Origin of the sequence: Bradyrhizobium sp. MOS001 (assembly GCF_004634465.1) — a bacterium.
GTDB lineage: Bacteria > Pseudomonadota > Alphaproteobacteria > Rhizobiales > Xanthobacteraceae > Bradyrhizobium > Bradyrhizobium barranii.
Genome location: NZ_SPVJ01000054.1, coordinates 23,289 through 45,881 on the forward strand (window position 1 = coordinate 23,289; position 22,593 = coordinate 45,881).

Consider the following 22,593-nt stretch of genomic DNA (forward strand, 5'->3'; position numbering starts at 1 on the left):
ATGCTTCCGGCCTGCAAACCCTGTAAACTTTTGTTTGGCGATGAATGCACTCAGACCGCCGGCGGCTTGCTTCGAAATCGAGCTCAGCGTGGCCGGGATTTCCGGCCGCCAAGCGGCTGAGGCAACGCTCAGCGCGGCCTTAGCTCTGGCTTTGCTGTCGCAAGACGGATGTTGTACAGATTGTAATGAGCAATCGTCAGTTCGTGCGTGTCTTCCGCAAGATCCGGCAGTCCCCGCGGGAGTGCTTGTACTTGTTCGGGAAGTAAAATTGCAGAGTCGTTTCAACGGAGTACGACCTCTGTGTCTGCGGTGTCAATCTTTTGTCAAACGGCCTGCCTTTTCTCTTGTGCATCATGGGTTGTTGGAACGCCCAACGTTCTCCGAGTCTCTGGTGCGTTTCGGGTTGGCTCCAGTGTCTCGGACCCCGCAGCTAACTCGAACGCATCGTCGGGGCTCGTCTTGGGCTGCTGGGTAGCTGTAGCGTTTTGGAGTGCTGGTAGCGACCGAAGTTTCACCGGGGAAATTGATGCGCTGCAAGATTGTAGACGCCAAGGGACGACCTTGTTGGCGTCTTCAAACTGAACGATGCTGCCGCTTTGCAAGCGAATCTATTTCCAAGCGAATCTATTTCAAAGATCGATTAACGCAGGGAGGATTGCAATGAAGGTGGTGCTCGGAATCGCTTTGACTGCGATGCTGGCTACAGCAGCTAAGGACTCGACGTTTCGCAAAGAGCTGAAGCGAGGCGACCTGACTGGGACGAACATGGAGATCATCACGAGCATTAGCGAGCTAAAGCCGGGCGATGTCTCGATGCGCCACATTCATCATGGCGACGAGTCGTATTACTTCCTGGAAGGTGGCACTATTGAGTTGCCTGATGGAAAGCAGATGCCGATCCCGACTGGCACTGTTGGTTTGAACGTCCGAGACACGCCACACGGGGCTTACAAAGTCGTTGGCGACAAGGCGATCAAGCTGCCGACAGTCCACATCGTCGACAAGGGCAAGCCGCTCTACGACACACCGTCGAAGTAAGGCTGAGCCGCCATCAACTGAGGGTAATTCCGATGGTCCGTACGATCGTACTTGCTTGCTCAAACGCTACCAGTCACTGCGGGATGTTCTCGCGGACGGCTCGCTCGATTATTCGCATTCGGTTCTTGAAGATTTCGATTTCGTCGTCGCAAGCGTTCACAGCTGCTTCAAGCGGCCAAAAAGGGAACAGACGGAGCGCATTCTTGCCGCGATCAGGAACCCGCACACAACAATCATCGGCATATGACCGGCCGCCAGTTGCAGCGCCGGCCGGACATGAGATCGACATCGACAGGGATTCTCAAGGCCTGCGCAAAATACGGCATCGCCGTTGAGATCAACGCGCATCCCTGGCGGCTCGATCTCGACTGGCGCTGGCATCAGAAGGCGCTCGATTACGGCTGCATCTTCAGCATTAATCCGGATGCGCACTCTATCCGCGAACTTGACCATATGCAGTGGGGCATCGAAATGGCCCGCAAGGGCGGCGTGCCCGCAGATCGTGTATTAAAGGCAATGCCTTTGCCCAAGCTGATTGCGCATCTCGCGAAACGTAAGCGGGCCACAGCGAAAGGCAAAGCCGGCGCGCGCCCGCGGGAAGCGTTCGTGCGATAGATGAGCACCACGCAGTATCCTTGCCGGAATCCTGCTCTTCCGGCGCAGAGGGGGCATCATCGAAGTGCTTCTTGGGCACACGGGCGGGCCTGTCTGGAAGAAAAATGGATCTCGGCGCCTGGAGTATCCCGAAGGGCCTGATCGCATTCGGGGAAGAGCCATTAGAAGCGGCAGCAACGGGAGTTCGGGGAGGAAACGAGTCACGGGCCGCGGGGAGACGGCAAAACCGTGCATGTCTGGGCAACCGAGGATGACTGTAAGCGTCGTTCCGCTCCCACCTTTTCGGGGCAGATGGGATGGGCGAGTTTCACGATCTCGTTGAAGGGATCGGTTTGTGTCTATGTTTGACCATACGCTTAAGTCGGATGTAACGGCGCGCCGGCTGGAAGTGATCACGGAGACGGGACGACGTCGTTGGTTCTCCCAGGACGACAAGGCCCGGATTGTCGAGGAGACGCTGGTACCAGGCGCGGTCGTTTCCGAGATTGTTCGAAGAACTCAACCTAGAGCCCGGCGATGTCCGCAGGTTGGACAGAGCCTACATAGGCTGACGTCGCTCGCTTTCAGCCCTGTTGACCGCCCTCAGAAGCTCTTCGATATAGGCGGCGATGTCGCCAATCGCGGCCCGCAGGTCGGCCTCTGAAATGCCCTGCCCCTTGGCAACCTCGATGAGACGCCGCGTGAGTTCCGCCACATCCTGCGACGCGCCCGCAGTCTGGTACTGCTCGACAGCGTGGATGCTGTTCTCAACCCAGAAATCGATAAACTCGCGGGCCTTGTCTGACATGTGACGCCCCCCTGTTGGGACACGCTTAGCGCGCCCTACTCAAAAGGGACAATCGAAATCACGGTTCCGTGTGACTAAGTGAGAGGCTGCCTGGGAAAGCAGCAGCCCGCCCCGTGATGAGGCGAGCCACCCCTGCGCTCCACGATCAGCACGGGAGGCACATGGCCAAGCGAACAATGCACCGAAGCCCGCCAGCGGCCGACGAACCAATCACCGTTGCGAGGTTGGAATGGTGCCTCGTCGGCTTGCCATTGCCATGCGGCGTGCGCCACAAGGCGGCGAAGTCTACCTTCCGATCTTTGAGCGGTTTGAGGCTGATCTAGCCGCCGCGAAAGCGTGGGAGGCCATGTTGGAGCGCTCGGGCGGCTCGCGTTATACAAGAGCACTCGATTAAAGAAGAATCTAGCGGACGATGACTACAGACGATAAGAAGCCGCGTAAGCCCGGCATCAATGAAATGCCGCTCTATCCCACCGAGATCAGACTGAAGACCAAGAAATAGATGCCAGCCCGCGCCAGCCACCTGCCGACCAGCTCGGAGCGAGATGCATTGCAGAAACTGCGGACGGGTCGCGAGCTAACACTGAGAGCTCTTGAGCCCACCGGTCAGCGCACCATCGTAAACATGCTGTCGAAGAGCTGGATTGAGCGTGGGAGCACGGCAGGGACGTACCGGATCACGCCTGCGGGCCTCGCGGCCTTGCGTATCAAGATACCCTAACGCCGAGCGCGGATTCCCATTTCGCCGTCGATGGCAAGGAACCATCCTGCGGGCCCGAGATTTCTCTCTTGCTTCAGGTTTCCCCGGCCTGAGGTGCCTCAACAGCGGCCTCCGTGTTGCCCCCGCGGGGGCCGTCCTGTATGCGAGGTACCATGGACGAAAGCTTGAGGGTGATGCTTGCGATCGGTGCGACAGTTGCCGTCGCCGCTAGCGCGTTCTTTGCTGTCCGTTTTCTGGCAGGATTTTACGGCTAGACCTTAGCCCTCTTCGAGAACTGCTTGCGCAAGGCGTCCAGCTTAGACCTATCCCAGCCCCGTCATCGACCACCCACGATGCCCCCGAGCGGCATGGCCAACGAAACGGCTGGATGGAGACCTCAAAAGACTAGTTGCCCTCCCCGATTGGCTCGCCTTATGGTGGCGGCGGGTTTGGGGGCTCGTCCGACGGCAGAAGACTACGGCGACGTTCGGGTCACTCGGTAGGAAAGTCGTAAGGGCACATCGTCCGCCCCGCCGTTTTGTCCGCGATCTGTACAGGCCCGCTCGCATTGTTGCCCCTACATCAAGCCAGGTAGTTCCGGCGATGATATCTGATCCACTTTGCCTTGAGACATCTGCAAGTAAGGTCGGTAGACGAATGGCACCCAGTAGGTGATGTCTCCGCTCGACGCGGTTCGCTCCTCAAAGAATCCAATATCGCGCAGCTTCCGAGCGACCGTCAGCGCCTCCGCTTCACTCAATTTCCATTTCAACGCGAGCGAATCCAAGTTCTGCTCGGTTTTATCTTCGCGAAGCGCCTCGATGTACGGACGAAGTTCAGCATACTCCGCAAACAAAACCCGGGACACCCGGTACTCAGACAAAGCCGGAAGTGCCTCTTTGAATGATGCCCGATCAAATAGCAGATCTCCCGCAGGCTCATCTCCACCCTGCTCTAGGCGCTAGTTCTGAACTTCGCAGACCTTGTTCAAAATAGAATGACGTCGCGTGGTTGGCTTTCCTTTGACCCGTCGGCAGTACGCTTCAATAGCCAATCCAAGGTGGTGGACTGCTTTTCCCCAAGCTCCACCTGCTCGGGCAGCAGTCGAGCGAAAAGCTCTTCCTGCTTGCTCGATGACGAAAGCACCTCGCCCTTATGGATCTTGAAGAGATTGATCAACGCGATGTTACTTAGCAGTGCCAAAAATCGCTTCTCTGCCGAAGCCGTTGCAGAGACAAGGATCCGTTTCCTGAAGCAGCGCAACCTTCTTGATGCATTCGAAAATCAAGAAGGCGGAAAACTGCCTTGCTCCGCCTACTTACAAAACGGCTTGAACACGCTGAGAACCACATGCTTCTCTTGGGTCGCAAGACCGCGCTCGAGAAAGTAGCGGCTTTCGTGCTTGAAATGGATGAGCGACAGGCGCATCCGCATGTTTTGGTTTTGCTGATGGGCCGCCGCGATATCGCAGACTATCTTGGATTGAAACTTGAGACGGTATCACGGGCCTTTTCAAGTCTTCAAGACGAGAGGGTGCTGCGGTTCATCGGACCAAACAACAAACGACTTATAATTCAACGTCGCGCTGAACTCGCGCAGCAAGGCGTATAGGACCACCGCTTCCAGTTGTTGCCGATTTCTTCAGCGAATTCGGCTTTCGGCCCTCTTCGGAGCTGACGGACTTGGCGGAAAACGTCCGCTCACGCGGTTCAAGCGGGCATCAAGCATTCGCAGTTTGATGTCTGCTTCTGCCCCTTGGAAACGCCGCATTTGTGTACCGGATGGCACATAATTTAGAGCGGTATGATGATTTGTAAATGTATTCATACGACGCGGTTCGGCGGTCCCCGCACAAACTCGCGCCCTCCACAGTACCTTGCGACCGATGAGGGGTACCCATCGCGCCATCACCATCACCAGCGTTGGACGCGCATCGCCAGCCTGACGAGTTTTTGGCTAGCATCACGCGACACGCCATCCTACTTCACGACGGCCGCTGACAAACTGGCTCCTTCGCTGAAGCGTCGGGAGGACGGCAGCGACAAACCGCCGCGACAAACCGCCGCCCTGATCTTCGGCCATATCAAACGATCAATCGCGCTGGCCGCCGCCGATCTATCAGCTGTGCCTCTTCACGATTTCAAATCCCTTTGCCTGCAATTCCAGCAGTATGCCCTGTGCCAAGTGCGCGCACTCTTCGGGCTTGATCCAATGCGGACTTCTCCAATCCGGGTCGTCTTCCTTTGGGTAACTGGTGAAGGCGGAGCGAATGGCGGCTTCGATCACGTCCATGGGATTGTCTGACATCTGCACCTCACGCATTTGGCGAAATAGATCAAAATCCCGGAATTAAGAACAAGCCTAGCCGGACATTCACCCGGCAGCCCTCTCCGTTCAGAAGAACGTCACCACCATCAATGTTTTGATCTAGGTCAGCGTTGTGCCCTCGGGCTCAGGCACGTGAACAGGTTTGTAGAAGGAGAGTTAGAGATGAACCGGCTCAGCCTCTTGTTCGGCATTGCAATCGCGTTGTCTGGTCAAGATGCACTCGCCAAGAACCGTTTGACCGACCCCGTTAAGATTGCACGAGAGTGCAAAAGCGACTTGGAACTACTGTGCAAAGGGCTTCGTCCCGGTCGCCAGCGCGTCGTAAGCTGCCTCAAGGAGAAGATGACCGAATTGTCGCCCGCGTGCTCGGCCGCAATCAAGTCAACGGAATAACCGAGGCCGTTGCTGTGGGCATTACTAAGGGAGCTTACCGATGTGGATTTTGATGTACGTCTTCTCCTACTCAGTTAGTCCGGCGGCTACAAACGACAGGGCGGAATGGAGGCTCGGCCCAACCGCGGTGTTTCAGGAGTTCTCGAATGAAGAGCGATGTAACGTGGCCAAGTCAAAACTCGAGGGCAGCTTAAAGGGGGCGGGAGCCAAGGTAAGAAGCGATTTAGAAGACTTGAAGAGCATCGGTAAGGCTGACCCAGCGCAGATCATCATTGCCTTTAATGTGGAATGCCTTCCGAAATAGGGTCGGCGACCACGACCGCGTCACCATCGCCAGCGCTCGCGGATCACGTCAGCATCGCGGCCCAACGACGACGGCATACAGTGCGCACCATCGTCACGGCGCGGACACGCGACAGGGAGCTCAGCTTCACAGGCGACAGGGAGCTCCCATCGTCACAGGCAGGGAGTTACCATCATCACGGCGCGGACAGGCGCGGCATCACGCCATCGGCGCAGCCCACCTTTTTTGAAGGAAAGGGTTTCGTCGCGCATCACGTCATCACCGCGAACGAAGCAGACATGCTCGCCTTAGTGTCGTTGTACTGGTTGAGGCTTGGGCGCGGCAAGCGGTGGCGTAGTTTCCTTGGTGTTGATACCGCATTTTGTTTCTTGGAACGTAGGCCAAGTGCCAACGTGCGTGTTGGTTGCGATGGCGGCTTTGTACTTGTCTCTGCACTCCTGCATGGTTAATGCACTGACAGACGTGCCGCACAAACCCAGCGCGGTGACGATAATGAGACTGCGGATCATTATCATGGGAGGTCTCCTGCGGCTGGAAGCTAGCGCAGCCGGGGCGGCAATTAAAGGACGGCAGGCAGGCGCACCCCAACGACGGACACGCCAGCGTCGAGGCACGTCACACGACGAGACAGGCGAAGAGCAGACGCCAGCGGCAAGGCCATTAGGACGCGCGCCGCCAGCGCAGGGCTACAGGACGCCGGGCAAGCCGCGCCAGCGCATAGGCGATGCTAACGCACTACATCAACTTGACCTCGACCTACGACAGCGACTGCGCCAAGGCTCGTAAGCGATGGGGACCAATCCCCAGTTGAGAGAGCAATTACATCGAGCAACGGTTAAAGGTAAGCTCCATTCCTGCAAAAGCCGGATCCGGGAAAATGCGGGATACGCTGTCGGGATCGAGGATTGTCAGACGCAGATTAACGCTTGTCGCCATGATTTCCGAGGCACACGCGGCGCGAAAATCGATAGTGTTGCCTGTCTCTTTCCTCGACATGATGGTGCATCGGACGGTTTTGCTTCTGACGTCATTTCCATCTGCGATAAAGCCGCCGCCGAATTCTTCGGAAAATTGAGCAAAGCTGATTTTATCGCCCTTCTTGACAAAGACTTGTTTGCACTGGTCGGTGCCCGTCGCCCAAGCTCCGTTCAAATCGAAAGCTTCTGCTTGCGAAGTTAGGAGGCCGCTGCAAAACAAAAGAGCGCATAGTCCGGTTGATCGGTTCACGTTAAACACTGGGGGTACTCGATGCGGCGACGCGCAGACCTATCCGGGCGTCGTGCTGCGCTGTCGTCCGGTCGGCATTCTCGAAGTCGAACAAAGGAGCAAGGGCAAGAAGGAACGAAACACCGGGTTTTTGCGGTACCAGACCGGTCACCGCTCGAAACGGATCTCAAGGATATCCGTAATCTCCCCTCCCATGCGCGCGACGACCTTGAGCAGTTCTTTCGGGCGACGAATGCGCTGGAAAACAAGGAACTGAAATTTCTCGGGTGGCACGGTCCGAACCGTGCGGCGAAGACCATCAAGCGTCTGGCCCGCTAGTCGGCCCGGTCTTACTGCACACGGCATCCCTACCCAAGGCGAGAGAACGCTAGGGGAAGTCCTCGATCCCTGTTCGATCAAAACGCTGGAAACTACGCAGGAAAGCGAATTGACCGGCCGTTAGGGTACTCAACTTCCGGCAGTGATGTTGTGGGGGTGCGTCATGGAGCAGGAGTTCTACCGAGGTCTTGCTCAGCGGGTCCGCGTCATCGCCGAGAAGGCCGATCCGTTCACCCGCCGTCGGTTGCCTCGCCAAGGATTTCGGCACGCTCGTTCGGGCCGGGTCCGGCTTCAAGCCGAGCCAGCAGTTGCTCTTTCTGTCCTAGCAATCTGGCAAGAGCGGACATCCGATCACCGCGACGTCGATATCAAAAGGGCCGCTCGGAGAGCGGCCCTTTCATTGGGTCACCAGCGCCCGGTGCCGAAGCTGAAGCCGATGCTCGGGCCGCCGCCGTAGTAGCCGTAGCCGCGATCGTCGTATCCTGGTCCGCCGTAGTAGCCGTAGCTCCGGCGCACGACGTAGCCGTCGTCGTCACCGTAATAGCGCTGGACGTAGCGGGGACCGCGGGTCCGGAAGCAGCGGCCGTACTCGTTGCAAACGAGCCGGACCTGATCGATGCCCGATAACTCGGGTGAACCGACCGCGGTCGGATTGAGCGGAGCGGCGGAGGCAGCCGACGCCAATAAGGCCGCCGCGAAAGCTCCAAGTGCAATTGTCTTCATGAGCGTTCTCCTTCCTTGGCGAGATCAGTCGATCTCTTCGATGACACGACGTTCCTGCGGTTCGACGATGTAGGTCCGGCTATCCCGGTGAATGTATCGGTACTCCCGCAGACTCGGCGCCTCGCGATAGACCTCGTCCGGGAAAGCATCGATCTCCACGCCGTCCGGCACTCGCTCGCCTCGGCGGATCTCTGTTCGCACCGTACTGCCGGTCGTTTGCCGTTCGCGTTCGACGGGACGGGCCTTGGCGTGCTTGCGGATCACCTCGCGGTCACGATCGCTGAAGGTGACCTTGCGCTGCTCGGAGCGCACCGGCGCTGCCGCCGTTGAGCGGCCCGAGTACGGCATCACGGCGACGATCTTGTAGCTGGAAGGCTCCACGATGACGATCTCGTCTTTCACCAGAACGAAGTTGTAGCCTTGATACTGGGGCACGATCTCGACCACCTCCGCCGGCAGCGGCTGCAGGCGGACGTCCCGCGGCACCACCGTACCAACCGAGAGCGAGAAGTTCACGTTGTTGAGAGGCTGCACGTTCACGTGCGAAATCGACGTGCTGATCCGCGTCCGCTGCTGATCGTTGATGTTCACCGACGCGTTCACGTTGGTGTTCGACGAGCGATCGGCCGTGTTCTGCTGGTTGTTCGGCTGCTGGGCCGTGTTGGTCGAGTTGCTGCCGGTCGGAGACTGCGCCTGATTGCCGGTCGAGGCCGGCGGATTCGCGCTCTGGGTCTGGCCCGTCGAGGGCGAATTGGTCTGCGCCTGGTTCGAGGGAGCGGTCTGGTTGGAAGGCTGGCTGGTCTGGGCCTGATTGGTCGAGTTGCCGGAGGTCGGCGCCTGCGTGGTGTTGGGCCCGGTCCCGGAATTGGACGGCTGGTTCGCAGTGTTCTGACCGGTCGAGGAAGGCTGCTGCGTCTGGGCGGAGTTCGTCGAAGGATTGCTGGCCTGCCCGGACGAGTTGGACGACGGTGTAGTGGGCGAGGACGACGGCGTCGTCGTGGAATTGGAATCCTTCGGTCGTTGCGCGGTCGGCGAATTCGAGCTCGAAGTGTTGGGAGACGACTGCGCAAATGCCGAAGTCGCAATGGCGACTGCAGCGGTCGTAGCCAAAAATAAACGCTTGTTCATCTGAGACCTCCTTAATGCGGTCGCCGTTAACACGCGATGGTGGACTGAGTTCCTGATCGGGAAAACTCGGCAATCAGAATTGCACGTGCGCGGACGATATGTTCCGGCGACAGGAAGGTTGCTGCGACACCGCAGCAGCGCGCTACGGCAGGCCTTCGGGAATAAGTGGAACTTACAACTGAATCCGTCGTTGGCAGTGACTACTTACGATCCATTGGAGGAAGCACATCATGAAGAAGCTGATCGTGTGCGGCGCCCTCGCCGCTTTCGCCCTCGGCACGCAGGCCGCCAGCGCCGCCGAATTCTACGTCGTCCGCGACGCGACGACCAAGAAGTGCACCGTTGTCGACACCAAGCCGACGACGACCACCACCACCGTGGTGGGCGACGGCGTCTACAAGACCAAGACTGAAGCTGAGTCCGCCGTGAAGACCACCAAGGTCTGCACCGAAAAGTAAGGCCCGGGCCCTGTGGGCCTGTCGGAAACGTTCGAAAAGAGTTTGGAGGAGAAAATGCCCGTATTGATTTTGTGGGCCGTTCCCGCCTTTCTCGTTGTCGGCGGCGTCGGCTATTTCTTGGCTCAGATGCACTAAGCGAATAGACGTTCACGCGAACGGCTCGTCCAGCAACCGGACGGGCCGTTTTCGTTTCTCTTTTTGTCGGTGCCGCCACGCAAAAAAGGGGCCCCGAGGGGCCCTTCTCTCCGCGAGCAATCACTTCTGTCTGTTTCGAAAGGCTCCATCGCACGGAGATCAAGGATTTGGAATCGCCACCGACGTTCGGTCGTCACCAGGCGAACGGCAGCGACCGCCTTGCCTTCGGAGCGGAGGCAAGCCTGCGTGAAATGTGGCCAAACTGTTTCGAACAGTCCTCAGCTTGCTTCATGAATCGCCCGCCTGCGGGATTTTCGGCAGCGGGACAGGCGCTTCTTCTGCCAACGCCGTCGTCGCAAGAAGAACAAAAGCCGCCGTCGTTGAGAAGATGGATTTCATGCGCGCCTCGTCATTCGGCGTCTCAACGACCAGGCTCCGAAGCCGTTCCACGTCGGCGGCCTCAGGACGGGCCTCTCACGCGAGCGACCAGCTCGCGATACCGGGCTTCATAATCCTTCGCCATCCGGCTTGATGTAAAGCGCTCCTCGAACCGGGTGCGGATGACTCTTCTGTCCAGCCGGCCCAGTGCGTTCACCGCCCTGATCGCCTGCTCCTCGTTGTCGACGATGAAGCCGGTAACGCCGTCTTCAATCACTTCGGGCACCGAGCCCGAGCGGTAGGCGATCACGGGCGTCCCGCACGCCATCGCTTCGATCATGACGAGCCCGAAAGGCTCCGGCCAATTGATCGGAAACAGCAACGCGGCGGCCCCGGCGAGGAACGGCTGCTTCCTGACTTCGTCCACCTAGCCGACAAGTTGGACCGCTTCGCCATCGATGTTCGGTTCGAGCTTCTTCTTGAAGTAGGCTGTCTCCGCGCGAGGTATCTTGGCGGCGATCCGCAGCGGCATCCCGGCAGCACGCGCGATGCGCATGACCTTCGTAAGAGGGCCGAAACAGGTCCTTGGGCAAACCGTGCTGGATGTTCACGATCCAGTTCGCATCCGGAAGCGGCCGACGCTGGTTGTCCGAGATCGAGACGAAGGCCGCGTTCGGGAAAGCCCCGATCACGTCGGACAGACCGGGAAGGTCCAGCCGGCCGTGCATCGTCGTAAGGAAAGGAACGCCGGTCCGGCTCAGCACCGGAAGGGGCAACCTGTCGACATGGGAGTGGATCCAGTCGAAGTCGGCCGCGCGCTCGGCGATGGCTTCGATCAGCAGCGCGCAGGCGGCGTTCGGATCCGCTCCTCTCCGCCCAGCCGTAGCGCGCGCGGCCAGACAGGGTGGAGCTTTCCCTTCGTCTTCGAATCGCCGCTCGCGAACAGGGTGACGTCGTGTCCGAGCTCGACCAGTTCGTCGACGAGCCAGGCGATCACGCGCTCCGTACCGCCATAAAGTTTCGGAGGGACGCTCTCGGCTAACGGAGCAAGTTGGGCGATCCGCATCGGTCTAGGCCCCGAAAGCGCAGCGCAGGACCATCACGATGGCGGCGGAAGCGAGCGAAGATATCGCAAGCAGTGTCCAACTGGGCCTGGTGCTTCCCCGGGCCATCCGCGCGACGAGCATCTTCATGACCCTCAGCATTCGTCGCGGGAAAGCCGGTCCAGGTAGGCTATCCCGAAGCTGGCGAGTTCTTCGGAATCGCTCCGTCGCTCTTCCCATCTCCTTTGCAGGTGGCGCTCCAGCAGGCAGCGCCGGTCATCCTGTGAATCGACGTCGGGGTGCCTTGAGCGGTACATCGTCCATGCGGTCTCCGCGGCTATCTTCAACACGACTTCGTCGACCATCTTCGCGCTCCGGCCACCGCATTCATTCGCTGCCAACTCGACGCGCTTCGGAAAGTTTCCGGTTTTTCCCGATCCTGGACGAAGAGAGGAGGAGTCAGGTCAAGACGCCTTCGCCCGCGCCCGCGCCGCCCAACGGCGCTGCAGGCGTTGGCTTCGGCCAGCCCTTGTGGAGGCGAGAGTTCTGAGCGCGCGCTCTGCGGCCGACAGGTGCTCGACGGGAACATCCCGCTCCGTTTGCGGACCGGAAGACCTGTTCTCCATGAAGCCGAGCACGGTTCGGCCTTTCTCGGTGATCCGCCATCCGCCGTTCAGACGCTCGACTAGCGCCTGCTAGAAGAGGTCGAGATCTGGCGCGCGTGCGGCCAGGCGCCTGGTCCGCTCGGCCCAGTCGCGGCCGCTGGTGGCCAGGATTGCCATGTCGCGGTTGAGGTCCGCCATGGCGGCGAATCCATCGGGATAACTCACCAGGATCTTGAGTACCGTGACCTGGAAGTTCACGCCCCCGTCCCCCGTTTATCGATACATCGTCGGCGCGTCGTGAAGCGCCTCGCGACCGACCTGCTTCAAGCTTTCCGGCGCCATGTTGCCGTTGGCGGCAGCTTCCAAAATCCTTGAAGCGACGTGAGTGCGAGCGCCGGTTTCGAAATGCGAGGTCTTCGCAGACCTCGTCAAGTACTGCGCGCAGGAGCGCAGTCGTGGCCGGATCGAACATGGAACCCCCAAAGGCGAGAGGCGGAGCCTAACGCAAAAAATTCAGTTGGCGAATTTAACATTGTTAACGCCGCCACTTCACATGCCTCTTTGCGCAACTCTTCTCGCGCCGCAGCAGTCCGGACCGAACTCCTCTGCGCGGGGAAGGGTTGTGTCTCAAGCTCGAAGCTTCGAGCGACGCTGCCCCGGCGCCGAGCTCCGCCCCTCGCCGCCGGGGGTCAGCAGCAACCATTGCCTATTTGTCCCGTTATCGGCGGGGCATGCGCAATGTGAAAGGAGCCCCGATGAAGAAGATTGCAATGTCGGCGCTGATGGTCGGCGCCCTTGGTCTGGCCTCGGTGGCCACGACGTCTCCTGCCGAAGCTCACTGGCGAGGTGGCTGGGGCGGCTGGGGACCGGGTATTGCCGGCGGCCTGGTTGCGGGCGCCGTGATCGGCGGGCTTGCCTCCTCGGCGTACGGCTGGGGACCCGGCTACGGCTACTACGGCGGCCCCGGCTACTATGGAGCCGGCTATTATGGCGGTCCTTACGCCTACGACTATGGCTACGACGAACCCTATCGCTGGGGCGGCGGCTACACCACGACCTACTACACGGCGCCCGTATCCTACGGCTACCGTTATCGCCGCGCTGTGCGTCCCGCCTACGCCTTTTACCGCGGATCCTATCCGGTCGTGCGGCGCCGCTGGCATCGCCACCACCACTGGTGAGATCAGTCCATCCGAACGCAACCAAGGCCGCGCACCCGAAGGCGCGGCCTTTTCATTGGGGCCGGCCTTCGGCTCACCAGTCGCCGAAGAACGGGTCGTGCCGTTCGAAGGCCAGCCGACGTTCGGGAGTTCTTCTCGTCAGTCGCTTGACATGCGGGCGCGGCTCCGCCCGGGACTGGGTCTGCTTCTTGATCTCGGAAGGAGGCGCCGCAGGGAGGGCGGCCATCGCCTCCCGCAGCGGCTGCTGCGGTTCGTCGGGCATCTGCTCGGCCTGCACGACCTTCGGGGCGTCGGCGCGCGGACGCGTGTCGAAGACGATCTTCTCCGGAAGACTTCTCGCCGAGCTGATCCGGATGGTCGTCCTGTCGGGATCGGTCGCGCCTTCGCGCTCGGTCGGGGCCGGCAGGTACCGTTCCGCGGCAAAGAGCAGCGTCAGCAGAAGCCCGCCTACGAATACGAAATATCGGATGATCGGCATGGACCGTCGTTCTCGGAATGAAGGATCGCTTTTGCGGCTGGTGCCGGACGTTGAGCGGGGCGGGCCGCTTTCAGGCGACGCGCCCCGATTCGCTTAATCCACTTCCTGGACCACGGTGCGCGTCGACGGGTCGACCAGCATCACGCGTTCGCCCGAGTAGACGTAGCGGTACTTGGTGAGCGAGGGGCCCCATTCCGCGGGCACTGCCTCGAGCTCGACATCGCGCGGCACCGGTGAACCGACGACGATCTTCTCGCGGCTCTGTATCGGACGGATGTTGTGTTCGGTGACGTAGGTACGGATCTTGGTGCGGTATTCGGGCTCGATCTGAACGGCAGCGGCATGGCCGGTGCCTGTGGTGGTGACCACCGTGGACTGCGCCATCGCGCCGGTCGAGATCATCGCCGCCATCGCGGTCAGTAGAAGCTTGTTCATGTTTTTCTCCTCGCCGCCATATGCGGCAGCGTCGAGAACCTTCGAATGATGGCAAGGTTCCCCCATCGGCGCCCGAAGAAGTATTCTTTCGCAGTCGAATCCGGGTCCTTCGCGAACTCGTTCTCGCGCGACGGAACATTCCGGCCAGACACTGGTTCGCCCAAGTTATCGGCGGCGCACTTGTAGCTCCCAAGCAGGCGTTCGTTCACGTAGGGTCTGCTGATGTCACCTTCGGATCCAGTCAGGAGTGCTCACGATCGACGCCAACGACGGCTATTGATCGTGCTGGCTTTGGGATTTGTTGTTTTCGGCGCCGCTGCGGCCGCGCTCTTCTACGTCTTGCAGCCCGAGACCCTCCGGATCGCCGTCGGACCCGCAGGCAGCGACGATCATCAGGTGGTCCAAGCGATGGCCGAGGCTTTCGGAGAAGAAAGCAGGATGGTCAGGCTCTCCCCGATCACGACGGAAGGAGCGGCCGAATCCATGGCTCTGCTGGGCGCTGGCAAAGCCGACCTGGCAATCGGTCGCGGCGACCTTGGCATGCCTGCCGACGCGCAGACACTGGCCGTCCTGCGCAAGAACTACGTCGTCCTGTGGTCGCCCTCCGGGCGACCGGGCAAAGACTCCAAGAAGAAGGCCACCGGCAGGATCGGAGAGATCGCCGATCTGGCGGGTCGCAAGGTTGGCATCATAGGACGGACCGGAGCCAACCTCGCGCTGCTACGGACCATTCTGGTGGGCTCCGGAGTGGAGCCGGACAAGGTAGCGACGGTCCAATTCGGGACCGAAGAAATCGAAAAACTTGCGCAAGACGCCACCCTCGATGCCTATCTCGCCGTCGGTCCGCTCGACAGCAAGATCACTGCCGCCGCGATCGCCGCGACTTCGCGATCGCGCGGAGCTCCGAAGTTTCTTCCGCTCGAAGCATCCGAGGCGATCGCTCTGAAGAACGCCCGCTACGAAGCCGAGGAAATTCCGGGCAGTGTCTTCAACGCGAAACCGGCCTGGCCGGAGGACAAGGTCGACACCATCAGCGTCAACCATCTCATCCTGGCCAGAAAAAAACTTTCAGAAGCCAAGGCGGCGGCCTTCTACCGGCAGCTTTTCGCTGTCCGCGACACGATCACGCAACGTGTCGCCGGCGCTGCGCACATCACGAAGCCCGAGACGGAGAAGGAGGCCGAGCCCTCCGTGCACCGGGGCGCCGCAGCGGTCATCAACGGGACCGAGCGGACCTTTCTGGACAAGTACGACGACTACTTCTGGTTCGCCTTGCTTCTTCTTTCCGGGATCGGTTCGGCCGCCGCCTGGCTGCGTCGCTATCTGAACCGGGACGAGCGGGACGACACCACCAGCCATCGCAACCGGATTCTCGCCGTGGTCTCGGAGCTTCGCGATGCCGGGTCCGAACAGGACCTTCTGACATCGCAACAGGAAGTCGACGCGATCATCGGCGAAACCCTGAAGTGCTACGATGATGGAGCGATCGAACAAGATGACCTGGCCGCGTTCGGACTGGTCCTTGAACTGTTCGATCATGCCGTCGCCGAACGGCGAGCGGCGCTGCAGAGCGGCCCCGCCGATCAAGCAAAATCTCCGGGTCCAACCCTTGCCTCTCGCCGGTAGGCGCCCCCCGCGGGACTGCCTCGTGGAACGTCTTGGCTTCGTGAGCCTTGCCTTCTCAGGTCGGAGGATCAAATGGCGCGCGTCTGGAATACACCGATCTTCGCTATCGCTACCGTCTATTTTACCGTCGATGCGCTGTTCTCGGCGGTCACGGAACCGATCACCGCATGGCTCAGCAAAAAGAGGCTGCTGGAACGGGTTCGGCGTTGGGTAACGTCGTTGGGGCCCTATCAGTCCTTCGCCCTATTTGCGGTGCCCGTCGTCATATTGGAGCCAGCCAAGCCCCTCAGTGCCTATCTGCTCGGTACCGGCCATTTTCTCCCGGGAGCGATCGTCTTCATTGCCGCGGAAGTCCTGAAGCTGACCGTCGTCGAAAGACTTTTTCAGCTGAACAAGAAGAAACTGCTGTCGATCCCTCTCTTCGCCTGGGGTTACGGATACTGGCGACGAATGATGGATTATCTGGAGTCCACCGCGGCATGGCGGACGTCTCGCCGGATGCTCTCTGAAGCTCTGGAGCGGATTGGGAATCTGAAGTCGAGACTGCAATCCCAATTCCGTTCTGCCGGCGCGAGCCGGTTCAAGTAGGCGGCGCCTCACCGTTGTCCTCCGGTGCCGAGGCACGCGAAGGGCCCCGCAAGCGCGTGGGGTCAAGTCGCCGCAAACAGATAAGAACAGACGTGAAATCTTCGGCTCGCTCGAGGTCATTCTGGGCCGCCTCGAAATCGGCCGAGATTGAAGGCCCGGCAGGACGAATCGGTGGTACACGGCGGTGGTCACAAAATCCGGCGTGGCCTTTTGGGAATCTTTGTTTTTCTGCGATTTTCGCACAATCGCGGCATCGGGGGAGGGGGTCCCACTCTCTCCGCCGACTGCGCTCCGTTCCCCACCCCGTTCAGCAGCTGGGTAACGGCGGTCACCAGCTGCGTCGGCGCGAAGGGTTTTTGCAGGAGGATGCTGTTGGGGACGACGTGAGAGGTCGACTGGTCGGCGGCCGCTCCGGTCATGTAGACCACGGGAAAGTCCGCGGCGATTTCCCTGATCTGCTTCGCGACTTCCCACCCATTTATCCTGCCCTTCAGACTCACGTCGGTGACGAGCGCCCTATATTCCGCGACCCTGCAACGGAATAGCGTGAGCGCCTCCTCGCCGGCGCAGGAAATCCTCGATCGCGCCTTGCAATGGATAATCGTCCTCGACGACGAGGATCAGTGGCGCCTCGGGCACGCTTAACTCTCGTTAGTTTGAGCCCGGCACTGTCACAGTATGTCCAAAAGTGAACCTACGGCAAAGTTCCGGAATCTTGTTTAGGAGCATTCCGTGCGATTACAAATGAACCACTGATGCGCGACAAGTCCGTGGTCAAGCTCTCGGTTACACCATCCACGAAATAGTCCTGCTCACGATCACCGCTCAGGTTCGCGAAGGGTAGCACGACGATGGATAGGCGCGGCGGCGTGTCGCCGGTTCGCTCGACTGGGCCAACCGTCTCATTTGCGGGCCTCCGGGCTTCCTGCACTGCACCAACGAAGCGGAAACCTTTGCGCGGCAATGTTTTGATTAACTGCTGTTTATCGCCCGTGTCCCCGATTGCGCTCCGGGCGGCATTGAGGCGAGTCGTCAGCGCAGCATCCGAGACGATGCGACCTTTCCAGATGGCGTTGATGAGGTCGTCCTTGCTGACGACGCGCTCTCTGTTTCGGATCAGGTATTCGAGTAGATCGAACACTTGGGGTGCGACAACAACCACGTCTGTTGCGCGCTGCAGTTCGCGCCTGTCGGTATCCAATGCGTAATCCTCAAAAAGAAACCGCAAGCTGCATTCCCTCTCCGGGGCCACCCTCGGAAACCATAACAATAAGCTGCCGGTGAGGAAAATGTAAGCGAGCTGTTAGTGCGCCACTAAACCAACGCCTTCGTCCTTAAATCCGCGGCCGGACTGGCGTTCCTTATTCCCTCTCCTCCCGCTTGTGGCCCTTAGCGGTCGACCCAGCATGTCCGCTAGATGTCCGCTCCTGCACACCGAAGAACGACCCTATGCAGACCCGGAAGCGGCCGCGCGCAAGCTCGTCGAGCTCGCAGCCAACGTCGAGGCCGTTGGGCTGCGCCGCGTTCGACATGGAAGGCGACAAGATCGTAAAGATGGCACTGAGGAGATGTTTTTTCGGCGCAGGAGACGTGCCACCGGAGCAGTTCGCAAAATCTGTGATGAGGGCCTACGGCATAAACGCTTCTTGCAAGATGCGACTCATGCCGGACAGGTCGGTCGAGCCATATTGTTCTGGGACCACTGACAAAGGCGAAGTTGTTGAAATCAACTCCGCTGAGATATCAGTTGAGCGGATGCGCCAGAAGCCAAGGTTCAATTGATGGCGCCGGGCGAAGGGATTGAACCTTCGACACGCGGATTTCTACACTGCGCCGTGGTAAGATGGCCTCGGCTTTACCGAGGGGCATCCCAATGAGCGACAGCGCTACCGCTTCCGAATTGGCCAGGCTGATGAAGGTGACCGAGGCGATCGTCGCCGAGCTGGAGCGCCAGCGCGTGGCCGACGCCGTTGCCGATCTGGGGTTCGACCCGATGGAGATGGCCAGGGCCGTGATCCGCGCAGCGGACGGCGACGTGGTCCCCTTCCCTGGTCCACGCGGCCATTGATGAGTACTTCCGATTAGCGCGTAGCGCTCGCCGGCCATGCTCGGAACGGGACCGCGGCGCGGGCATTGGCCCAGATGGATGACAGGAAGTGGATCGCCATCATGGTCTCGTCGATGCTGCTGCTGATCGGCATCGCCGCCGTGCTCGTGCAGCGGCCGGAGCTGGTCCACGCGGTGATGACTCGGTAGCGCGAAGCGCTCGCTACCCACGGCGGCCGGCGGCGCGGGGTAGGACTCTCTCCAGGGCGAAGCCCTGAAAGGATCCCCGCACCATGAACGACCGCCCGATCGCGAACGTTTGCGGATGACCGCAAAGCAATTCCCGCCCAAAGTGGGCACGGGCAACTGACGACGAGGAAGGCCGCCAACGAAGGCGGCCTCTTGCTGGTGGTCGGCCTCAAATCACTTGGTGTGGCCTTACTTGGTATAACCCTGGCTCGTACACCACCACATGGCGTCAGCCCCGCTCGAGCCATGCTCGATGACGTATTTTCGGCACGCTTCGTAGTTGACGGCGTAACGCTTGGCACACGGGACCGGGGAAATGGTGCCGCTACTCCAGGAGCATTTGTATTGGGCGTTGGCTGTCGGCATTGAAAGGGTTGCGAATGATAGCACACTTTCGACTGCGCCAGGACACCCTAGTTCCGAAAAAATTCCCGAACCGAGCTGCCGGCAGACGCTAAGCCTTTGGATTAAGCGAACCGCGAAATATTGTTAGTACACGCTTCGCTTAGAAAGGATGCCGGACAAAGCCGACCGTTGTCGCCGAATGTCGGGCAAAATTACCGAACTAATTCCCGAACTGATTTCCCACAGCGAAACGCCGCTAGCGCTGGCATTCCAGCGGCAGAGCGCCGTGAAGAGTCCGGGAAGATCTGCTGACTAGCAAATAGGAAGACACTGGGCTGCGAGATTGGCCGCCAACTGCGGCCTTACTCCGCGCGACAGGCTCAGCGGCCGCGCGTCAGAGCCTCTGCGGCCATCGCCCGATTCAGCCACTCGTCGGCAAACAAGAGCCATTGAGCTTTAGACGACAAGACGTCAGTCTTGTCTGCCTGTTCGAGGCACTCCACATACTCACGACGAAACTTCGCTGCATCTTCGAACATGACACCCAGCCGAATAAAAGCGGCCTATTCAGATCTCAATGCTAGCGAGAGCAGGCTTAAAGGCCAGTCGAAAATCAAAGTCCTGCCGCGACAATTTTACTTAGGCCACTGAGGCCAGCAGAAAGAAGCTCAACGCAAACCCGAAACTCGCTCGCCCCCGTGCCACCAGCAAAACCAGCCCCAGCGCCGGCAGCACGTCGACACACGCCCTCACCAGCAGATGCGGCTCGAATCTGATGAACGGCAGATAGCTGTAATAGCGCTGGACCAGTGACAGCGAGACGCACTGAGCCGCCACGAACGTCAGCAGCAGCGCCGGCAGCACCAGGCGCTGCTTCGGGGGGCGACGAAGGCCTCGAAATCAGTGAAGCGGACGACGCGGCCATCGACAACCGAATAGATCGCGCCATCGCCGTCGAAGCGATATGGGCGGCCGTCGAAGTAGCCTTGAGGCTGAAAATCCCCGGCGATCAAATCCGGCTTCATGGATCAATTGTTTCCCAACATGTCGCGGAAGTTGCCACAAGTTGTAGGGCGGCATCAAGGCAATCCCCAGTCTAATCCACCTCTGCGCGCAACAAAAAAGCCCGCCGCGCTCTGGATCAGCGCGCCGGGCCAACCGGCGGGCCATGGGAGACACCAGAACGCGGACAGATTTAGTCGGCAGCAGCCAGAGTGAAGTGGAGATAGAACTTCCGGATCACGTCCATCAGCGTGATAGTTCCTCTTAAAGAGCGCTCTCAGCTGCTCCCACTTGGCCTCGATCCACCTCAAAGCCATGAGAAGAGGCTTCTGCAGAATAGGGATGTCCTGTGCGATAAGAAGGAGGCCGAGAGGCAGCATCTAGAGGCCGAAGATAGGCAAAAAGCTGAAGACGCCTCCCAGGATGAGCAACCCGGCGACAACGACACGGACCCAAAACGAGGATGGTTCTCGTAGCCTCAGAATGAAGCTCGACACCTTCGTAGGCACCCGTCGCCGGAACGATTCAAAGTATCTATCCAATTCCGCTTTGACAGAAGCCATTAACTCGACCTTCTCTGATACCAAGGTGCCGCAACCCTCCGAACAAGCGCTTGAAATCCGCGACTAGATCAAAAGATCTGTACGCGAAGCGTCTCAAACCCTTTGGCTTCTCGATGGAGATGACAGACGATCCGTATGCGGACAGCCAGGGCCGAGACGTTGCCACCACTGGACCGGTTCTCCCATGGTGTCTTCTAAAGACCGCCCGCCAAATTTCCTCAGGGTTGCGCAGGGCAGATGATAGCCGGCAAGCGCGGGTATGACAGATAGCCCTCGCCTAAAGCGTATCCGGTGTGCGTCGAGGTGAGCTTTGATCCTCGTTGAGCAATTCCTGCTCGGCCAAGCGCCAAAAGTCTTCGTCTCGGCCCTCTGGCTTACCAGCCTGCTCCCACAACTCGTAGGCCCGGGCCGCAACGGCTTCATCAATTCGCCTATTCATCGGCCTTCTCCAGACCCTCAACTAGGGGCAATCGGGGGCGTTCCTAATCCGGTCATCCTCCAAATACATGCCTGTGAACTAAGAAGCCTCTTATTCAGACCGTCGCGTTGGTGTGCCGACACTGATCCAACTGCGTACGCACTGCGACAGGAACGAATTGGACGTCGACAAATTGAATCCCGGTTCCGTTGCGTGAGTGCTTATGCGTCAGTTCCGATGGCTTTTGTCGATCGCCCCGAACAGCGACGAGACTGTCTACTTGGTTGCGGACAACTCCGGCCGCAATGGCAGCGCTTGGCGAAGCAGACTTGGAGAGCGCGGTGGAGATCGTCATCCAGGATCTGCTGGCCGGAGAATATCGCAAGCCGATCCGCGTAGTCGCCTTCAACACAGCCGAACGCTGCTCGGAAGATGTTTCCGAGCACATTGCCCGCGAAATCCAGCGTCGCGGCAATCTGCAACTGAACGACGTGCCGTCGTACCTGCGGGAGTTTGTGGATCGCTACCCACCACAAGACCTGCAGCAATTCAGTCTTCGCCTGGTGTAGCCATGGCCTTCCAGCGGAAAAAGCCGGAAGCGCTCGGTGTCAAGGCGACCGCGTGCCATCCGGCGAGCTATGGATTCACGAAATCAAGTTCGACGGCTACCGCGTGCAAGTCCACCTCCAACGAAGCCGTCAAGGTCTTCACACGGCGCGGCCACGACTGGACCAAGCGATACCCCTGGATCGTTGAGGCCGCGCTGAAGAACCGTGAGCAGCAATTCGTCATCGACGGCGAGGCCGTGGTCCTCGGCGTCGACGGCCCATCGGACTTCAACGCCCTGCACTCGCGCCGGCACGATCACGAGGTGCAGCTCTACGCCTTCGACATCCTTGCGGTCGGCAGCGAGGACCTGCGGCAGCTGCCACTGACGATGCGTAAGACCAATTTGGTGCGGCTGCTGCGCGGCCGGCCGGACGGCATATTCGTCGCGCCGTTCGAAGCGGGCGCTATCGGCCCTGACCTGTTCGGCGCCGCCTGCCGCATGGGCCTCGAGGGTCTGGTCTCGAAACGCCGCGATCGGCGCTATGGCGCCGGCCGCTCGAAAGACTGGATCAAGGTGAAGAACCGGACGCACCCGGCGATGACGCGAGAATTCTAGGCGTTCGTCAGCGACTTGCCGGTCGAAACACTCGCTGAACCAGCAGGCCCGCAAATGGGAAAAGCCGCAGCGTGGTTCCAGCCCCACTGCGGCCATCCCGGATAACTTGAAATCGGTTGGTACTTAAATCGCGCCGGTGTTCCTTTAGTAGAACACCCCGTTCCAAAAATGGAGTCCGGACAACTACCGGAATCCGGTTTTGTACGCATTGTCACTACATGCCGTAATGGGCCCTGCTCCGTGCAAGGGGGCATGATGGTGGCTGTCCCCCGATAGATGATGAAACGGGGTCACGACTTGAGTCGGCCCCAAGCATC

31 protein-coding genes and 5 pseudogenes are annotated in these 22,593 nt (G+C 59.8%); 17 read left to right on the forward strand and 19 right to left on the reverse strand.

All coding sequences use genetic code 11. The features are described 5' to 3' along the window. The first annotated feature begins 660 nt into the window (after window positions 1-660). The 4 genes and pseudogenes from CT676_RS37515 to CT676_RS45610 form a co-directional block, all read left to right on the forward strand. Window positions 661-1,038 carry a cupin domain-containing protein gene (locus tag CT676_RS37515; RefSeq protein ID WP_135216683.1) on the forward strand — a complete coding sequence of 126 codons (378 nt, stop codon included), beginning with the start codon at window positions 661-663 and terminating at the stop codon, window positions 1,036-1,038. A gap of 55 nt (window positions 1,039-1,093) precedes the next feature. Continuing rightward, entirely contained in the window at window positions 1,094-1,285 is a 192-nt protein-coding gene (locus CT676_RS46330; protein ID WP_193560932.1) for a hypothetical protein, read from the forward strand. Continuing rightward, window positions 1,282-1,653: a hypothetical protein gene (locus CT676_RS37520; RefSeq protein WP_193560933.1), complete on the forward strand. Its 372-nt coding sequence runs from the start codon at window positions 1,282-1,284 to the stop codon at window positions 1,651-1,653. The genes CT676_RS46330 and CT676_RS37520 overlap by 4 nt, the downstream gene beginning before the upstream one ends. Window positions 1,654-1,669: 16 nt before the next feature. After that, window positions 1,670-1,848: pseudogene (locus CT676_RS45610) on the forward strand (NUDIX domain-containing protein); the annotation flags it as partial. A 343-nt stretch (window positions 1,849-2,191) separates the two neighbouring features. Here CT676_RS45610 and CT676_RS37530 read toward each other — a convergent pair. From CT676_RS37530 to CT676_RS37545, 3 genes are all read right to left on the reverse strand, one after another. Continuing rightward, window positions 2,192-2,440, reverse strand: coding sequence for a hypothetical protein (locus CT676_RS37530; protein ID WP_135216684.1), 249 nt, complete (start codon window positions 2,438-2,440; stop codon window positions 2,192-2,194). A 1,277-nt stretch (window positions 2,441-3,717) separates the two neighbouring features. Then, window positions 3,718-4,008, reverse strand: coding sequence for a hypothetical protein (locus tag CT676_RS37540; protein ID WP_135216685.1), 291 nt, complete (start codon window positions 4,006-4,008; stop codon window positions 3,718-3,720). Between the two features lie 119 nt (window positions 4,009-4,127). Then, on the reverse strand, window positions 4,128-4,319 hold the full coding sequence (locus CT676_RS37545; protein ID WP_135216686.1) for a hypothetical protein: 192 nt from the start codon (window positions 4,317-4,319) through the stop codon (window positions 4,128-4,130). 171 nt (window positions 4,320-4,490) lie between these two features. On the opposite strand from CT676_RS37545, the gene CT676_RS37550 reads away from it, so the two are divergent. Continuing rightward, complete coding sequence (locus tag CT676_RS37550; RefSeq protein ID WP_135216687.1) at window positions 4,491-4,751, forward strand: helix-turn-helix domain-containing protein; 261 nt, start codon at window positions 4,491-4,493, stop codon at window positions 4,749-4,751. 507 nt (window positions 4,752-5,258) lie between these two features. Here CT676_RS37550 and CT676_RS37555 read toward each other — a convergent pair. Next, window positions 5,259-5,447, reverse strand: a complete 189-nt coding sequence (locus CT676_RS37555) for a hypothetical protein (RefSeq protein WP_244623410.1) — start codon at window positions 5,445-5,447, stop codon at window positions 5,259-5,261. Between the two features lie 183 nt (window positions 5,448-5,630). Here CT676_RS37555 and CT676_RS37560 point away from each other — a divergent pair, with 183 nt between their 5' ends. The 3 genes from CT676_RS37560 (at window position 5,631) to CT676_RS37570 (ending at window position 6,614) form a co-directional block, all read left to right on the forward strand. Then, entirely contained in the window at window positions 5,631-5,861 is a 231-nt protein-coding gene (locus CT676_RS37560) for a hypothetical protein (protein WP_135216688.1), read from the forward strand. Window positions 5,862-5,901: 40 nt separating this feature from the next. Next, window positions 5,902-6,165 carry a hypothetical protein gene (locus CT676_RS37565; RefSeq protein WP_135216689.1) on the forward strand — a complete coding sequence of 88 codons (264 nt, stop codon included), beginning with the start codon at window positions 5,902-5,904 and terminating at the stop codon, window positions 6,163-6,165. Window positions 6,166-6,245: 80 nt separating this feature from the next. Next, a complete protein-coding gene (locus tag CT676_RS37570; RefSeq protein WP_135216690.1) occupies window positions 6,246-6,614 on the forward strand; it encodes a hypothetical protein in 369 nt (122 codons plus the stop codon). Between the two features lie 370 nt (window positions 6,615-6,984). On the opposite strand, the gene CT676_RS37575 is transcribed toward CT676_RS37570, so the two are convergent. Continuing rightward, window positions 6,985-7,401, reverse strand: a complete 417-nt coding sequence (locus tag CT676_RS37575; protein WP_167768295.1) for a hypothetical protein — start codon at window positions 7,399-7,401, stop codon at window positions 6,985-6,987. Window positions 7,402-7,413: 12 nt separating this feature from the next. On the opposite strand from CT676_RS37575, the gene CT676_RS37580 reads away from it, so the two are divergent. Beyond that, window positions 7,414-7,710, forward strand: a complete 297-nt coding sequence (locus CT676_RS37580; protein ID WP_244623412.1) for an inorganic diphosphatase — start codon at window positions 7,414-7,416, stop codon at window positions 7,708-7,710. Window positions 7,711-8,115: 405 nt separating this feature from the next. Here the strand turns inward: CT676_RS37580 and CT676_RS37585 are convergent, their stop codons facing one another. Both CT676_RS37585 and CT676_RS37590 read right to left on the reverse strand, forming a co-directional pair. Continuing rightward, window positions 8,116-8,433, reverse strand: coding sequence for a hypothetical protein (locus CT676_RS37585; protein WP_135216692.1), 318 nt, complete (start codon window positions 8,431-8,433; stop codon window positions 8,116-8,118). 24 nt (window positions 8,434-8,457) lie between these two features. Continuing rightward, window positions 8,458-9,561: a DUF1236 domain-containing protein gene (locus tag CT676_RS37590; protein ID WP_135216693.1), complete on the reverse strand. Its 1,104-nt coding sequence runs from the start codon at window positions 9,559-9,561 to the stop codon at window positions 8,458-8,460. A 230-nt stretch (window positions 9,562-9,791) separates the two neighbouring features. On the opposite strand from CT676_RS37590, the gene CT676_RS37595 reads away from it, so the two are divergent. After that, the gene (locus CT676_RS37595) at window positions 9,792-10,019 is read left to right on the forward strand and encodes a hypothetical protein (RefSeq protein WP_135216694.1); all 228 of its coding nucleotides are present in this window, start codon (window positions 9,792-9,794) and stop codon (window positions 10,017-10,019) included. Between the two features lie 595 nt (window positions 10,020-10,614). Here CT676_RS37595 and CT676_RS37600 read toward each other — a convergent pair. From CT676_RS37600 to CT676_RS45615, 4 genes and pseudogenes are all read right to left on the reverse strand, one after another. Then, window positions 10,615-11,598 (reverse strand): annotated as a pseudogene (locus CT676_RS37600) (glycosyltransferase family 4 protein). A gap of 132 nt (window positions 11,599-11,730) precedes the next feature. Next, complete coding sequence (locus tag CT676_RS37605) at window positions 11,731-11,940, reverse strand: hypothetical protein (RefSeq protein ID WP_135216695.1); 210 nt, start codon at window positions 11,938-11,940, stop codon at window positions 11,731-11,733. 99 nt (window positions 11,941-12,039) lie between these two features. Continuing rightward, window positions 12,040-12,438 (reverse strand): annotated as a pseudogene (locus CT676_RS37610) (hypothetical protein). Between the two features lie 15 nt (window positions 12,439-12,453). Beyond that, window positions 12,454-12,652: pseudogene (locus tag CT676_RS45615) on the reverse strand (hypothetical protein). A 283-nt stretch (window positions 12,653-12,935) separates the two neighbouring features. Here CT676_RS45615 and CT676_RS37620 point away from each other — a divergent pair. After that, window positions 12,936-13,361 (forward strand): hypothetical protein, encoded by a 426-nt coding sequence (locus CT676_RS37620; RefSeq protein ID WP_343287563.1) that lies wholly within the window; start codon window positions 12,936-12,938, stop codon window positions 13,359-13,361. A gap of 73 nt (window positions 13,362-13,434) precedes the next feature. Here the strand turns inward: CT676_RS37620 and CT676_RS37625 are convergent, their stop codons facing one another. Next, entirely contained in the window at window positions 13,435-13,839 is a 405-nt protein-coding gene (locus CT676_RS37625; protein ID WP_135216696.1) for a hypothetical protein, read from the reverse strand. A gap of 93 nt (window positions 13,840-13,932) precedes the next feature. Further along, on the reverse strand, window positions 13,933-14,274 hold the full coding sequence (locus CT676_RS37630) for a DUF1236 domain-containing protein (RefSeq protein ID WP_135216697.1): 342 nt from the start codon (window positions 14,272-14,274) through the stop codon (window positions 13,933-13,935). Window positions 14,275-14,496: 222 nt separating this feature from the next. Between CT676_RS37630 and CT676_RS37640 the strand changes: the two genes are divergently transcribed. Together CT676_RS37640 and CT676_RS37645 are read left to right on the forward strand one after the other, a co-directional pair. Then, a complete protein-coding gene (locus tag CT676_RS37640; RefSeq protein WP_135216699.1) occupies window positions 14,497-15,900 on the forward strand; it encodes a TAXI family TRAP transporter solute-binding subunit in 1,404 nt (467 codons plus the stop codon). Window positions 15,901-15,972: 72 nt separating this feature from the next. Next, the gene (locus CT676_RS37645) at window positions 15,973-16,488 is read left to right on the forward strand and encodes a hypothetical protein (RefSeq protein ID WP_135216700.1); all 516 of its coding nucleotides are present in this window, start codon (window positions 15,973-15,975) and stop codon (window positions 16,486-16,488) included. 188 nt (window positions 16,489-16,676) lie between these two features. Here CT676_RS37645 and CT676_RS37650 read toward each other — a convergent pair whose 3' ends face one another. Next, window positions 16,677-17,090 (reverse strand): response regulator, encoded by a 414-nt coding sequence (locus tag CT676_RS37650; RefSeq protein WP_343287565.1) that lies wholly within the window; start codon window positions 17,088-17,090, stop codon window positions 16,677-16,679. A 122-nt stretch (window positions 17,091-17,212) separates the two neighbouring features. Next, a pseudogene (locus CT676_RS37655) lies at window positions 17,213-17,716 on the reverse strand (winged helix-turn-helix domain-containing protein); the annotation flags it as partial. 645 nt (window positions 17,717-18,361) lie between these two features. Here CT676_RS37655 and CT676_RS37665 point away from each other — a divergent pair. Then, entirely contained in the window at window positions 18,362-18,556 is a 195-nt protein-coding gene (locus CT676_RS37665; protein ID WP_085398240.1) for a hypothetical protein, read from the forward strand. A gap of 952 nt (window positions 18,557-19,508) precedes the next feature. Here the strand turns inward: CT676_RS37665 and CT676_RS44520 are convergent. From CT676_RS44520 to CT676_RS37675, 3 genes are all read right to left on the reverse strand, one after another. After that, entirely contained in the window at window positions 19,509-19,667 is a 159-nt protein-coding gene (locus CT676_RS44520) for a hypothetical protein (protein WP_167768298.1), read from the reverse strand. 100 nt (window positions 19,668-19,767) lie between these two features. Continuing rightward, window positions 19,768-19,992 (reverse strand): hypothetical protein, encoded by a 225-nt coding sequence (locus CT676_RS37670; protein WP_135216701.1) that lies wholly within the window; start codon window positions 19,990-19,992, stop codon window positions 19,768-19,770. Next, window positions 19,971-20,153 (reverse strand): hypothetical protein, encoded by a 183-nt coding sequence (locus tag CT676_RS37675; protein ID WP_085398237.1) that lies wholly within the window; start codon window positions 20,151-20,153, stop codon window positions 19,971-19,973. The genes CT676_RS37670 and CT676_RS37675 overlap by 22 nt, the downstream gene beginning before the upstream one ends. 460 nt (window positions 20,154-20,613) lie before the next feature. Here CT676_RS37675 and CT676_RS44900 point away from each other — a divergent pair, with 460 nt between their 5' ends. Then, window positions 20,614-20,760, forward strand: coding sequence for a hypothetical protein (locus CT676_RS44900; protein WP_161495715.1), 147 nt, complete (start codon window positions 20,614-20,616; stop codon window positions 20,758-20,760). 210 nt (window positions 20,761-20,970) lie between these two features. On the opposite strand, the gene CT676_RS37685 is transcribed toward CT676_RS44900, so the two are convergent. Then, the gene (locus CT676_RS37685; RefSeq protein ID WP_080586918.1) at window positions 20,971-21,132 is read right to left on the reverse strand and encodes a DUF2934 domain-containing protein; all 162 of its coding nucleotides are present in this window, start codon (window positions 21,130-21,132) and stop codon (window positions 20,971-20,973) included. A gap of 320 nt (window positions 21,133-21,452) precedes the next feature. Here CT676_RS37685 and CT676_RS37690 point away from each other — a divergent pair, with 320 nt between their 5' ends. Together CT676_RS37690 and CT676_RS37695 are read left to right on the forward strand one after the other, a co-directional pair. Then, the gene (locus CT676_RS37690) at window positions 21,453-21,680 is read left to right on the forward strand and encodes a hypothetical protein (RefSeq protein ID WP_244623413.1); all 228 of its coding nucleotides are present in this window, start codon (window positions 21,453-21,455) and stop codon (window positions 21,678-21,680) included. 2 nt (window positions 21,681-21,682) lie between these two features. Beyond that, window positions 21,683-22,276 (forward strand): DNA ligase, encoded by a 594-nt coding sequence (locus CT676_RS37695; RefSeq protein ID WP_343287564.1) that lies wholly within the window; start codon window positions 21,683-21,685, stop codon window positions 22,274-22,276. Window positions 22,277-22,593 lie beyond the last annotated feature (317 nt).

What these genes read in the sequence shown, in the direction of transcription:
- CT676_RS44520 (WP_167768298.1), bottom strand. Translation starts at nt 19,667, where the DNA reads ATGTTCGAAGATGCAGCGAAGTTTCGTCGTGAGTATGTGGAGTGCCTC.
- CT676_RS37605 (WP_135216695.1), bottom strand. Translation starts at nt 11,940, where the DNA reads ATGGTCGACGAAGTCGTGTTGAAGATAGCCGCGGAGACCGCATGGACG.
- CT676_RS37620 (WP_343287563.1), top strand. Translation starts at nt 12,936, where the DNA reads ATGAAGAAGATTGCAATGTCGGCGCTGATGGTCGGCGCCCTTGGTCTG.
- CT676_RS37520 (WP_193560933.1), top strand. Translation starts at nt 1,282, where the DNA reads ATGACCGGCCGCCAGTTGCAGCGCCGGCCGGACATGAGATCGACATCG.
- CT676_RS37515 (WP_135216683.1), top strand. Translation starts at nt 661, where the DNA reads ATGAAGGTGGTGCTCGGAATCGCTTTGACTGCGATGCTGGCTACAGCA.
- CT676_RS37530 (WP_135216684.1), bottom strand. Translation starts at nt 2,440, where the DNA reads ATGTCAGACAAGGCCCGCGAGTTTATCGATTTCTGGGTTGAGAACAGC.
- CT676_RS37640 (WP_135216699.1), top strand. Translation starts at nt 14,497, where the DNA reads ATGTCACCTTCGGATCCAGTCAGGAGTGCTCACGATCGACGCCAACGA.
- CT676_RS37590 (WP_135216693.1), bottom strand. Translation starts at nt 9,561, where the DNA reads ATGAACAAGCGTTTATTTTTGGCTACGACCGCTGCAGTCGCCATTGCG.
- CT676_RS37550 (WP_135216687.1), top strand. Translation starts at nt 4,491, where the DNA reads ATGCTTCTCTTGGGTCGCAAGACCGCGCTCGAGAAAGTAGCGGCTTTC.
- CT676_RS37560 (WP_135216688.1), top strand. Translation starts at nt 5,631, where the DNA reads ATGAACCGGCTCAGCCTCTTGTTCGGCATTGCAATCGCGTTGTCTGGT.
- CT676_RS37625 (WP_135216696.1), bottom strand. Translation starts at nt 13,839, where the DNA reads ATGCCGATCATCCGATATTTCGTATTCGTAGGCGGGCTTCTGCTGACG.
- CT676_RS37695 (WP_343287564.1), top strand. Translation starts at nt 21,683, where the DNA reads ATGGCCTTCCAGCGGAAAAAGCCGGAAGCGCTCGGTGTCAAGGCGACC.
- CT676_RS37685 (WP_080586918.1), bottom strand. Translation starts at nt 21,132, where the DNA reads ATGAATAGGCGAATTGATGAAGCCGTTGCGGCCCGGGCCTACGAGTTG.
- CT676_RS44900 (WP_161495715.1), top strand. Translation starts at nt 20,614, where the DNA reads ATGAAGCTCGACACCTTCGTAGGCACCCGTCGCCGGAACGATTCAAAG.
- CT676_RS37595 (WP_135216694.1), top strand. Translation starts at nt 9,792, where the DNA reads ATGAAGAAGCTGATCGTGTGCGGCGCCCTCGCCGCTTTCGCCCTCGGC.
- CT676_RS37555 (WP_244623410.1), bottom strand. Translation starts at nt 5,447, where the DNA reads ATGTCAGACAATCCCATGGACGTGATCGAAGCCGCCATTCGCTCCGCC.
- CT676_RS37675 (WP_085398237.1), bottom strand. Translation starts at nt 20,153, where the DNA reads ATGAAGCCGGATTTGATCGCCGGGGATTTTCAGCCTCAAGGCTACTTC.
- CT676_RS37645 (WP_135216700.1), top strand. Translation starts at nt 15,973, where the DNA reads ATGGCGCGCGTCTGGAATACACCGATCTTCGCTATCGCTACCGTCTAT.
- CT676_RS37580 (WP_244623412.1), top strand. Translation starts at nt 7,414, where the DNA reads ATGCGGCGACGCGCAGACCTATCCGGGCGTCGTGCTGCGCTGTCGTCC.
- CT676_RS37585 (WP_135216692.1), bottom strand. Translation starts at nt 8,433, where the DNA reads ATGAAGACAATTGCACTTGGAGCTTTCGCGGCGGCCTTATTGGCGTCG.
- CT676_RS37630 (WP_135216697.1), bottom strand. Translation starts at nt 14,274, where the DNA reads ATGAACAAGCTTCTACTGACCGCGATGGCGGCGATGATCTCGACCGGC.
- CT676_RS37665 (WP_085398240.1), top strand. Translation starts at nt 18,362, where the DNA reads ATGAGCGACAGCGCTACCGCTTCCGAATTGGCCAGGCTGATGAAGGTG.
- CT676_RS37565 (WP_135216689.1), top strand. Translation starts at nt 5,902, where the DNA reads ATGTGGATTTTGATGTACGTCTTCTCCTACTCAGTTAGTCCGGCGGCT.